General features: G+C 54.2%; 9 protein-coding genes. 3 read left to right on the top strand and 6 right to left on the bottom strand.

Annotation, left to right across the window (positions count from 1 at the left end):
* Window positions 1-127: 127 nt before the first annotated feature.
* Together ACYASS_RS00115 and ACYASS_RS00110 are read right to left on the bottom strand one after the other, a co-directional pair.
* A complete protein-coding gene (locus tag ACYASS_RS00115) occupies window positions 128-1,045 on the bottom strand; it encodes a hypothetical protein (RefSeq protein ID WP_463584567.1) in 918 nt (305 codons plus the stop codon).
* Between the two features lie 181 nt (window positions 1,046-1,226).
* Window positions 1,227-1,631 (bottom strand): hypothetical protein, encoded by a 405-nt coding sequence (locus ACYASS_RS00110; RefSeq protein ID WP_463584566.1) that lies wholly within the window; start codon window positions 1,629-1,631, stop codon window positions 1,227-1,229.
* A 1,136-nt stretch (window positions 1,632-2,767) separates the two neighbouring features.
* On the opposite strand from ACYASS_RS00110, the gene ACYASS_RS00105 reads away from it, so the two are divergent.
* Window positions 2,768-3,463 (top strand): hypothetical protein, encoded by a 696-nt coding sequence (locus ACYASS_RS00105; RefSeq protein WP_463584565.1) that lies wholly within the window; start codon window positions 2,768-2,770, stop codon window positions 3,461-3,463.
* A 1,064-nt stretch (window positions 3,464-4,527) separates the two neighbouring features.
* On the opposite strand, the gene ACYASS_RS00100 is transcribed toward ACYASS_RS00105, so the two are convergent.
* Together ACYASS_RS00100 and ACYASS_RS00095 are read right to left on the bottom strand one after the other, a co-directional pair.
* Window positions 4,528-5,694 (bottom strand): hypothetical protein, encoded by a 1,167-nt coding sequence (locus tag ACYASS_RS00100; RefSeq protein ID WP_463584564.1) that lies wholly within the window; start codon window positions 5,692-5,694, stop codon window positions 4,528-4,530.
* A 622-nt stretch (window positions 5,695-6,316) separates the two neighbouring features.
* On the bottom strand, window positions 6,317-7,066 hold the full coding sequence (locus ACYASS_RS00095; protein WP_463584563.1) for an SDR family NAD(P)-dependent oxidoreductase: 750 nt from the start codon (window positions 7,064-7,066) through the stop codon (window positions 6,317-6,319).
* A 97-nt stretch (window positions 7,067-7,163) separates the two neighbouring features.
* Here ACYASS_RS00095 and ACYASS_RS00090 point away from each other — a divergent pair, with 97 nt between their 5' ends.
* The gene (locus tag ACYASS_RS00090; RefSeq protein WP_122664455.1) at window positions 7,164-7,523 is read left to right on the top strand and encodes a winged helix-turn-helix transcriptional regulator; all 360 of its coding nucleotides are present in this window, start codon (window positions 7,164-7,166) and stop codon (window positions 7,521-7,523) included.
* A 107-nt stretch (window positions 7,524-7,630) separates the two neighbouring features.
* On the opposite strand, the gene ACYASS_RS00085 is transcribed toward ACYASS_RS00090, so the two are convergent.
* Window positions 7,631-9,256, bottom strand: coding sequence for a methyl-accepting chemotaxis protein (locus ACYASS_RS00085; protein ID WP_463584562.1), 1,626 nt, complete (start codon window positions 9,254-9,256; stop codon window positions 7,631-7,633).
* Between the two features lie 412 nt (window positions 9,257-9,668).
* On the opposite strand from ACYASS_RS00085, the gene ACYASS_RS00080 reads away from it, so the two are divergent.
* On the top strand, window positions 9,669-10,106 hold the full coding sequence (locus ACYASS_RS00080; RefSeq protein WP_463584561.1) for a hypothetical protein: 438 nt from the start codon (window positions 9,669-9,671) through the stop codon (window positions 10,104-10,106).
* Window positions 10,107-10,293: 187 nt separating this feature from the next.
* Here ACYASS_RS00080 and ACYASS_RS00075 read toward each other — a convergent pair whose 3' ends face one another.
* Entirely contained in the window at window positions 10,294-11,022 is a 729-nt protein-coding gene (locus tag ACYASS_RS00075; RefSeq protein WP_463584878.1) for a methyl-accepting chemotaxis protein, read from the bottom strand.
* Between the last annotated feature and the right edge of the window lie 3 nt (window positions 11,023-11,025).

The raw sequence follows: 11,025 nt of genomic DNA, 5'->3' as shown, positions 1-11,025 counted from the left end.
GACATGCGTAGCGGAGAGTGGTTTTACACAACCCAGCGCTCAAAAAACTTGAGGTCGTGATAAGAAACTGCCGCCCGGTTTGGGCTCATGGAGTCAAGGGCGGCGCATGACCGAGATTGCAGGGGATTTAGGTTCTTCTTCCCGCTTCATCAAAGGTTGTTACAAGCTGCTGCGCAAGATTCGTGAAGCCAACGACATCTTCCGGTGACGCTTCAAACTCTTCTTCGTGAGCGGCTTTCGCTCGCATCATGCGCAATGTTTTATAGGTCTGATTGAGTGACGATGGTAAGACACCAATCTTCACCAGCTCACTGAGCATGATGAGATCGCTCGGGCGCAACCCTTTGTGAGCCCACTTTGTCTCAGGCATTAGAGGGCCGAAGAGCCTGTAAAGCCTGAACAGAGCGTTTTCGACCTTGATCCAGGCACTTATTACACTCCCTCGCGGGTGAATAGCGGCCTCCTCAGCATCGGCAGGTTTGACCGGTTCCTCTGGCGCATCGGGATTGATGGCAGGATCGGCGGTGGCTACAGCCTCACGCAGCAACTCCCCGAACTCTGCCTCGGAATTGCCCGCCTTCAAGCGCTTTAGTCGACCTAGCAGCGAGGCGATCTCTTTTTTGAAATAATAGGCGACTACAACTGCTGCGATCGGCCATGCGACGCTAGCCAAAATTTTTGCCAATGAATCGAGCAGAATGGCAACTGCACGAACGACACCTGTATAGCCATCCGATTCTGGCTGCGCTTCTGGCTTTAAAGCTGGGCCTGCCGCCTTCGCCCCATCTTGCTGCTGCGTGCAGAAAACTACCGCACTAGCCACATGTTGCTCGACGAATTGGCCGGCATCTTCCGCACTGGAGGATGCCGTTGGCGCGACCAGTTGATGCGCGATCGGGTGACGGGACGGGCACACTTCGGCGCCACTGGCAAACGCGCTAGACAGCGTGAAGGACAGCGCAGCGTTGAGAAGCAAGACGGGACGATAGGTCAAAAGCAATTTAACCGCTGGGTCGGATGATGAACTGAGGCCGGAAGGTATCATCTCGCCACCATCGTGGGTAGGGGCGGTGGCGGCTGGTTACGCAAGCGCGATCCCTACATGCTCAATTGACGACACACGCTAAGAACCTCAGGTATCGACTGCGGGATGAGTACATCATTGAACAGCAGGGCTTGCTGATGGACTAGCTAACCACGGAATTAGAACTAGCAAGGCGACCCGCCTAGTTCTTTACCTCTTCATTGAAACGCACAGAAGTGAAGTCAGCGGTTGGCCAGAAGTTCTCAAAAGCCTCGTAATCAAGTGCCACGGCGGCCGCGCGCTCTTCGTCGCCTATCAGAAGCCAAGTGGTGTTCATGCGACTCTTCCAATCAGGCTGCACTAAGAATTGGTTCGCCAACTTGGCAGTCCAGCCATCCTCAATCAACGAATTCACAAAGAAGGCATGAGCAAGCGGCGTGGTGTTCGAGTTGAAATCGATCAGCGCATCCAACATCAAATACCTCAACCCAATCCTTTGGAAGAGTGATAAATCACTACCGTCTTGCTTTTCGAAAAATGTGCGCGCAGCAACCTCTGTGCATCCATCAATTCTTGACGCTACGTACTTTACTAGCGGTTTGTTCACGGCTGGGTGCTCTATTGTTGTTTTTATTTCTCAGTGTGCAACTGGAGAAAACAATAGTGCAAGCACAAAAACCTCAAGGCGTGCCGGTAGGTCAGAGTAAGTCTACCGACGTACTGGGAGTCCTGCGTTCATGACGCCCAATGTGGTGAGTTAGAGTCGCTGCCTCTGCATGCTGGCGGTCAAACTCGATGAACGACGGAAAAACTCATCATATGAAATGCGCAGATCAAGAAATTCATCCTCGTTTTTCGCAAGGCCGGCTGGCTTGGCGGCTGCGAAAACGGCACGGTGTAGCCGTAAACCTCACAGGCTATCGGCGTACCGAAAGGCAAATTTTTCGTCAATACTCTGATTAACACACCGAATCAGATCCGTTATCGACATACGAAAATCAAGCGGTAACCGCTTGACCTTCATGAATTCACCCACAGATATTAGATAGTGCACCAAGTATACTAAGTTCGTTAAACCAATGTCCGGGGTGGACCCCTTAGGCGAAAATCAATATTACTTTAAATAATGGATGGGCGTTCAGCTCGGCTACCACTCGGAATTGGACGGCCAATTTAGATCCTTGACAAGAAAGGACTCGGGCCTATGCTCAAGGTCTGTTTTCACAGTGCAGCATTGCCCTTAAATTTCCTGTTACAACACCATCAGGACGCCGCTCATGAAACGTTCTCCCAAGCAAGGCCAAGTGTATCATTCGCCCATGGACATCTTCGTTCAAAGTAACAAGGGAGACGCTACCCCTCAGAAATCGGTCAGGTTCTCGGTTACTATTGATCCCATCTCAGGTTGTATCTTGCAATCTGAGATTCGGGCTCTGAAATCGCTAGACACTACTGATAACGTCGACAGCGACAAAACGACATAGTCCACGGCAAGGAGAACAAAAAATGAAAGACGGTAATTTCGAGCCACCTAACGTACATGTGACCTATTCCAATGACGCCGCCCAACTTCGGCCAATCGCAACACTTGCCGTCGATAGGTTTTCAAGACGTATAGTTGGGTGCATGGTCAGTTTGCCAACGCAGGGTCATCCCCCAAGCCAACCGAAAGAGCATCAGCCTAAGTAAAAGATACTTGGTACGAACCACCGACATGGCACTGATATATAGACGGAGGTAGTCATGATCAGTCTTATCGCTAACGCAACCGATCGCGCTGCAACAGTTCTGGCACTGCAAACCGTGGAAATGGCGAACACAGCACTGCACGAAGTGATGGCTGGCTGTCTGGGGTACGAGTCCTATGCCTTGCTCGCCGAAGACGAGGAAAACTATTCAGATGATGAGCCCCGCCTTCCGAGCCCCGAAGCATTCGTGTTGAACCTGAGGCTCGGCGCCGAACGTGCCGTGCAAACCTGCGGTGATATGGAGCCCTACCTAGACGCTTGCCTGCAGGGCATTGAGTACGCGTGCCAAGTGCTGACCGAACGAACCCCGGTTCATGGGAATTCTGAGCGCCGTCGAGTGAACGTTTACCTTGGGTTTGAAGACTTCTACTACCGTCATGCACAAGCCGCTGTTCGGCGCCGCTTGATCGAAGACCGCCCGAAAGGAAGTTCATTCAGCATTCTGAAGCCTACCAACGACGGGGCAGCTCAGGCACTGTGGTCAGATTCCAAGCGCTGGGCTCTAACCTGCGAAGGCACATGCACGCTTGAATCCCCTGCACCGCAGACCCTCATCTGTGTATTGACCTACGCGAAATCGGGACGGGCGGGCCTGGCTTTCCAGGGCTACAAATCCATCCTTGAGATTGTCGAGAGCCCGCGTCTTACGCTCGCGATATACCGGCCGGACGGGATACTCATCGATAGATGACGGATCGCTACGCTCGCCAAAAACAGCTGTCCTTTATGATTGCCAGAGCAAGATGGTGTTGGGAGCAAAGATTGGCGCAAGCGAGGACGCTATCCACTTGGCAATGAGAGTCTTGACAAACGAATTCGGCGAACGGGGTGAAGGGGGCGGTGCCACCCATCTCCGATTTGGCCGGCCTGAGGGGCTCATCGTTGAGGTGGATAGTGGAGACATGAACGATTCACTGAAGAAGATGGGTAAGCGGTTGAATGTGAGTGTGCAGCCTTCCATTCGGCGCCAGAAAGGAGGTCAAGTAGAGCGTATCTTTGGGTCACTCAACGGGCGTTTACCATTGAGTTGGTCTGACCATCATAGTGGGTACCACTATCACATGGCGCTCGAAATTCAGCAGGTTCGAACGCTGCTAAAGGCCGCTCTGGTGCGTCACAATAGTACCGTGAGCGATAGCGGCCGCACACCTAGCGACCTTTGGGCTCGACAGTACCACCAGCGCGGTTAAGAGTGGTCGCGCCATTCTCATACGCAGCCGGCAGGTTAACCCCTGACCGGCTGAGACTTCTCTGTGGTCAATCCAGCAGCACTGGCGGGATGACGATCACACGGCGTTCAAGGCTTCCCAGTGTCTTCTCCAACATCGCTGGTCGCACCTGATCCTGCTGGATCGTGCTTGTGTTGCGCGCAGGCGCTCCGCAGCGATTAGAGGGCAGGGGAGTGGTGGCAAGTCCTTCCCCTAAGACCGCATCATGCGATTTCCACGAGCTACACGCTCAATCATTGATGCCTCGCCCCGTGAAGAGCTCAGCCCATTCTGAGACATCAAAGCAAGCGGAGCGCGCAGGCGTGAGGATCGAAGCCCGCCAGGGTCAAGACGCACGCTTCGCGGGCGGCTTGATTCACGAGAGCCGCGCTCGACGAGCCACGCCCAGGTTCAGCCACCCTGGATAGCGACTGCCCATTAGAAATCACGCTCGCGAGACTTGGCATCGCCCCAACATCAGGTAACCGGTGCCGAAAATTGTCGAGTCTCCAATTATGCACTAAAGTGCATGTAAAGAGACTTCGGCTTAACGCTTCCCAACCGCCAAATTTGCGCGCGCCGACCGCCGTACCAGGCTGAACGTTAGCTGATCGAGTTTAGCCGCCGTTTCAGCAGCATCAAGAAGCTGCTCATCATCCCTTGCAGCGTTGGCGATGACGCTGCGTTGCGTCCTAATCACGTACTGCGCGGTGCTTGTAGACATGCTCCGGTAGGCTCCCGTCTCTGGGAGCGTGCGGATGTCGGGCAGGACTCCGCTGATATCTAACCCTCGTGACTGAACGTAATCCTTGAGGATGAGCACGAATTTAAGGGAGAGCGGGTGCTCTGTCTCAAGGGGGGCGCCTGGGTTATCGATGAAGACCCAAGGGCTGCATCGGGGCGGATCACCAGAGCGTGGCGGTCGCGCATAAGTCATGAATTGGCTCAGCAGTCCTGAGCCGCGGCCATCATCCGCTAAGTCCACCATCGGAATATCGGTGTATCTCGCCGCAGCCAACAGGAACCGGCACACCTCATGGTGAAGGTTCGAGCTTCGCCTTTTTTCGAGGTGTGCGAATAGCCAATCCATCTCGTGAGGGGACAAATTTGCCGTTTGCAGGCCTTTATCTGGCGGGGTTTCAGGCATGTTGCTAATGACAGGCGCAGGTTGGTTTCGGATGCCGATGCGCGCTAAATAGACCAGGAAACGGTAGGTAATGCGATGAACCTGGCGCATCACGGTGCTGACAATTGTGGCTTCGCGATCGGCCCGTACGCACGGGCGCCATTTGGGGTTTATGGGCTGCTCGATGAGCACTGGCTGACCCTGGGACTGGAATCGGTCGCCGGCGGCATGTGAAGTGATCCAGTTAGCGTCCGGCAGCTTAATAAAGTGCAAAAAGCGCGTGAAGGTGTCCTGATCCCAGTCGCTAATGGGCTGCCGGTCTACGAGGAAGCTCCAGTTGAGCGCAGTCTGGAGCACGGCCGTGTAATCGAGGTATCGGCCAGCCCAAGGGGTTTGTCTGGTTTGCATAGACTCCAGGATGAAGTCCGCCGCGTGACGGCACATTTCGTTTGGGCGACTGGATTGATCTACTTGGGATAGGCGACGCAGGACATGGATGTTGGCCGGGAAATCCAAGCCTTCGTTTATGCAGCGCACGAACACTGACATGGTCGGGAAAATGGGGAACGGATTCAACGTTTGGGTCATGAGCGATTCGGGAGGTTCCGCAGGTTCAGGATTTATGGCTCGGATGGGTCTCGGGTTCAGTGTAGTTCAGAGGGAGGATTTGGCCGGCTTAACGGGATTGCCGCGGTGAGCTGCGGTGTTGGATTTCGCATTTGGTAGCGCTGAGCCGGTTGTGTGTTTTTCGTTCGCAGCTGGTTGGTCAAAGCTGGCTGGTCATGTTGATTTTGGTTTTGGAATCGGCCGCGGAGATCCGTCTGGATTTTCTAGTCGACGAGATTGGGTTTGGATTGGGTTTGGGGAGCTAATGTGTTGCCGATGAGAGGACGCTTGACAGATCTTAAAAAGGAGTATGGTGTCTGATAAGGATCGACTGGCATCGCAGGCTTCATCAAACGAAGCGTCCGGAATCAGAAAAACGATCCAGAGACGCACAGATTGGACTGACGAGGGTAAGCCCTTGAAATTTCTTTCGAATGAAGCGTCCAGGGTTAAAAAATTTCAGTCCAGGAATTACGAAACGCTGACACAAGGTATAAGGGAACCCATAATACGATTTAACATAATATACATTATGCGTACTAACATATTCTGTAACCAGCAGCGATGCCAGCCAGATTTCAGCTGGCAAAACCTCTCTTCAAATTCAAACCTGTGCAAAACCACCATCTACAAACATTTCGCTGCCGGTCATGAAGCTGCTCTCATCCGACGCCAGGAACAATGCAGCTGCCGCAACGTCTTCGGGTTGACCGATACGGCCTGCCGGTAACAACGCGACCATGCCTTCAACAATGGCATCTGCCTGGCCTGTGGGCGCCAGTGCCAGGTCCAGGCCCGGTGTCGAGATTGGTCCTGGGGAAAGTACGTTGACCCGAATGCCTGTGCCTTTCAGATCCAGTGCCCAGCTTCTTGCGAAATTACGGAGCGCCGCCTTGGTGGCGCTGTACACGCTGAACGCTGGCGTGCCCATGGTCCCTGTCGTCGAGCCAGTCAGGATGATCGATCCGCCGGCGCCCATTAGTGGCAACGCTTTTTGCACGGTGAACAGCGAGCCTTTGACGTTGATGCCAAAGGTGCGATCAAAGGACTCCTCGGTAATCGATCCGAGTGGCTCGAAATCTCCCAGCCCGGCATTGGCGAACAGCACGTCAACCCGTCCTGTGTTGGCTTTGATTTCGGCGTAAGCCCTGTCAAGGTCGTCGAGGTTGGAGATATCAGCCTGAATGGCTAAAGCGTCATGACCAATCAATTGTAGTGCGGTATCCAGCTGCTCTTGCCGTCGACCGATGATAACGACCTGTGCGCCCTCGGCTGCAAAACGTATGGCACTGGCCAAGCCGATTCCACTGTTGCCGCCGGTGATAACCGCGACTTTTCCGTTAAGCCTGCTCATGGTGATGCCCTCAGAATGTGAGGCGCAACTGTAGATCCACGCTGTTATTTTGAATAGTATGCACCTTTTGGTAAGTACCCTGGGAGCGGCCCGAACAATGGCAAATGAAACCTTCAAATGCGGGCTAGAAGCCGCCCTGGCTGTGCTTGGCGGCAAATGGAAACCTCTGGTTCTTTATAATCTGACCAGGAATGTTCACCGCTATGGCGAATTGAAACGCGCCATCGGCGGCGTGACCGATAAGGTGCTGATCCAGCAGCTCAAGGAATTGGAGCGCGATGAAATCATTGCGCGTGTGGACTTTCAGGAAATACCGCCAAAGGTCGAATATTCGCTGACGCCTTTCGGGCAGTCCTTGGCAACGGCGCTGGGAGCGCTCTGTGCCTGGGGTACAGAGCATATGGAGACCGTGGAGCGCATCAGCGAACGTCGTGCGTCCGCCCTCGCCCAGCCCTGAGCACCCTCCCCGCTATCCTTTTATAACGCGAAACGCGCTGAGCAGATTATCTGCCCAGCGCGCTCAAGGTTTTAACCGGCCAATACTTTGGTTCCAACGCTAGCAAATCAAATTACAAAGCGAGCCACCATACCGTTCAGGTCCACAGCCAGTCTCGACAGCTCATGGCTGGCGGCACTGGTCTGATTGGCGCCGGCCGCGGACTGAGTGGCCAGGTCCCGGATATTCACGAGGTTACGGTCCACCTCACGAGAAACCTGTGCCTGCTCTTCGGACGCGCTGGCAATCACCAGGTTGCGCTCGTTGATCTGAGAAATGGCCTCAGTGATCTGCTCCAGCGCCTCGCCTGCCGCCCGGGCGAGTTCCAGTGTGGTTTGGGTACGGCTCGTGTTCAACGCCATTGACTGCACTGCATTGCCGGTGCCGTTCTGAATACCGGCAACCATCTGTTCAATCTCTCGTGTTGACTCCGCGGTGCGATGTGCCAGCGCCCTGACCTCATCGGCAACCACAGCGAAACCGCGACCTGCCTCGCCAGCCCTTGCAGCCTCGATTGCTGCGTTCAATGCCAGCAAGTTGGTTTGCTCTGCGATTGAGCGAATGACGTCCAGTACTTTGCCAATATCCCGGCCCTGTTCGGCAAGGCCTTCGACCAGGTTGGACGTGGTCTGGACGTCCTGAGTCATGGTCTGAATGGCTTTTACGGTTTGCACGACTTTGTCTCGGCCCTGACGTGCTGTATCCGTGGACTGCTCTGACGCCTGGGACGTGGACACAGCATTGCGGGCAACTTCCTCGACAGCGGCGGTCATTTCATTCACGGCAGTCGCGGCTTGTTCTATTTCGTCATTCTGCTGTTGCAAGCCACGCGACGACTCTTCAGTCACAGCGCTCAACTCTTCTGCAGCTGATGCCAGTTGCGTCGCGGAGCCTGAGATCATTTCAATCGTTTTGCGCAGGTTTTGCTGCATGATCACCAGCGCTTCAAGCAAGCGTGCCGGTTCGTCCTTGCCATCAACTTCGATGTGTTTGGTCAGGTTGCCCGCAGCAATTTCCTGAGCAGCATTCACGGCCCGGGACAACGGCGCCACGATACTACGCGTCAACAACCAGGCCAGTAAGACCGTCATAAAAGACGCAATAACAGCAACGGCAATAATAGCGACCGTTGCGCCGTCGTATTGTTGACCTGCTACTTTAGAACCAGCGATAGCGCTGGCCTTGTTAATGTCAACAAGGTCCTTGAGTTGCTTGTTCATCAAGTCTGAAGTCTGCCTCATGCCGGTGTTGATCATGTCACGAGTTTCTTCAACTTTGTTATCGCGAGAGAGCTGCATCGCTTGGTTAAACAAACTCAGGTATTGCCCCAGCGTCCCCTCAAACTGTTGATAAATAGCCCTCTCATCAGCTTCTGCGGGCAAGGCACTGTAAGCGGACTTGGCGGTTTGCAACTGGCTGATGATTTCTGCAATGCGCTGATCGCTCTCTTGGAGCATTTCCGGTTCGCGGTTGACCAGCAGACGCAGTGAAAAAACCCTCAAGCGCAGGACGGATTCGTTAACGTTGCCTATCAGCGTGATGCTGGGCAAGGTGTTGGTCTCCATATCGACTGTGGCCTGACGAATCAAGCTCATGCGGTTCAGAGCGAAAAACCCTAACGCGACGACCAAAAGAGCAATAAAAGCGAAGCCAAGAAACGCTCGAGGAGCGATGTTCATATTTCTTATCGTCATGGATGTCATCTCATTGAAGTCAATAGTATCGATAGCGCTCCATGCTCTAACCGTTACAAGGCAAGCTGCACTGTTTCATAACGGAGGGGTGACCAGAAACACCTTGTTACGACTATCGGCAGTGCATTCGTATTAGTTGAGGGGAAATTAAAATTTATTTTCTGACGCCAGTAGACCGTCTCGGCATGTTATTACGACAGCCAAAATACGCATTAACGAAGGGTGATTTGTGGGTTATCACCAACTGATTAATACCTGTAAAACCAGTGCATGATTAGTGCATAGTTCATGGCTATCTAGTGCATAAAGGGCATTGCAAGATCGGAGTGCATGTCGTTGTGAAGGAAAACTGAAGTGTCGCACACTGGCGCCGATACACAGCACTCAACCATCCATTCCAGGATTTTCAACGATGCACAAAAAACTCATGGCGGGCGTTTTCATGCTGCTCGGCGGATGCTCGCTGCATCCGTACACCAAGGACGAATTGCTGAGCAAAGGCGTGGCGAGCCCGGAATACTGTTTGGCGCAGGAGCGGAGTCTGGTTGAGGAGCGGGTGCAGCGCTATCTGAATCATTGCTATCACCCGAGAGTGATCGAAGTCTCAACAGGTGGAACGATCGTTAATGCCATGGACCTCAAGATCGACAAGCGTGCAGAACAAAGCGAGATGTTGCTCTGGGCACCGACCCTCTACGGTAATCAGTACTACATGAACGTCATCATTTCGGATAAGAACTCCGCTTGCAAAACAACCATGACCGCGGTTGCCTCTGGCTGGAATTTCGGGCGCAGTGTCCCGAAGATGCTGGAAAGCGCCAATGGCGGGGATCCGTGGTGTCCTTTTTGAAACCTGTTCACTGATCAGGTTTCACTGCCGGACAAACGCCAATATTAGCGTCGGCGTCTAATGACGCCCATCGAGTTCTTCGAGCAGGCGACGCGAGAAAACCCGGGATTCGAAACACCTACTGCCTTGTCAAGCACGAGAACCAGCAGTTGCACCCCATTGCGTGGGGGCAACTGCTGGTAAGCACTCAAAGCTGAAATTGCTGCAGTGATACCCGCAACTCACTGGCGAGCCGAGCGAGGGTTACACTCGCGCTCATGGTTTGATCGGAGCGCACTGCTGACTGCGCGGACAAATCCCTGATCCTGACCAGGTTATGGTCGACTTCCCGGGCAACCTGGGCCTGCTCCTCGGAGGCGCTGGCAATTACCAGATTGCGCTCATCAATACCCGCTACAGCAGAAGCGATCAAGGCCAGCGCCCGGCTGGCGGATTCAGCTTGTTGACGGGTATGGGATGCCTGCTCGGTGCTCGAAGAAAGCGCGCTCACCGTGTCGGCCGTACCCTGTTGAATTTTCCCGATCATGATTTCGATTTCGCGGGTCGATTCGCCGGTACGGTGTGCCAACGCTCGCACCTCATCAGCAACGACCGCGAAGCCGCGTCCAGCTTCCCCTGCCCTTGCCGCTTCAATCGCAGCGTTAAGCGCCAGCAGGTTCGTCTGCTCCGACACTGCGCGAATGACTTCCAGCACCCGGCTTATATCTTTGGTGTATGAGGACAGTAGTTGAGCCTCAGTTGACGCACTGGCAACGTGCTCAGCCAGCTCGGAGACCGATCTGACGGTGCTATCAAGCTCCTCTTGCCCCTCGCGGGCAGCACGCGTCGACGATCGCGACTCTTCCGAGGTTGCCACAGCATTTCGCGCGACCTCCTCGACAGCGTGACTCATTTCTGTGACCGCAGTGGCCGCCATCTC

Source organism: Pseudomonas sp. HP_14 (genome assembly GCF_055283875.1).
Note: the sequence above shows the minus strand (reverse complement) of the source record. Positions and strands in the feature narration are given on the sequence as shown.

Bases quoted from the DNA above. Each gene is read 5' to 3' on its own strand.
- ACYASS_RS00100 (WP_463584564.1), bottom strand. From the start codon at position 5,694: ATGACCCAAACGTTGAATCCGTTCCCCATTTTCCCGACCATGTCAGTG.
- ACYASS_RS00085 (WP_463584562.1), bottom strand. From the start codon at position 9,256: ATGACGATAAGAAATATGAACATCGCTCCTCGAGCGTTTCTTGGCTTC.
- ACYASS_RS00105 (WP_463584565.1), top strand. From the start codon at position 2,768: ATGATCAGTCTTATCGCTAACGCAACCGATCGCGCTGCAACAGTTCTG.
- ACYASS_RS00080 (WP_463584561.1), top strand. From the start codon at position 9,669: ATGCACAAAAAACTCATGGCGGGCGTTTTCATGCTGCTCGGCGGATGC.
- ACYASS_RS00095 (WP_463584563.1), bottom strand. From the start codon at position 7,066: ATGAGCAGGCTTAACGGAAAAGTCGCGGTTATCACCGGCGGCAACAGT.
- ACYASS_RS00090 (WP_122664455.1), top strand. From the start codon at position 7,164: ATGGCAAATGAAACCTTCAAATGCGGGCTAGAAGCCGCCCTGGCTGTG.
- ACYASS_RS00115 (WP_463584567.1), bottom strand. From the start codon at position 1,045: ATGATACCTTCCGGCCTCAGTTCATCATCCGACCCAGCGGTTAAATTG.
- ACYASS_RS00075 (WP_463584878.1), bottom strand. From the start codon at position 11,022: ATGGCGGCCACTGCGGTCACAGAAATGAGTCACGCTGTCGAGGAGGTC.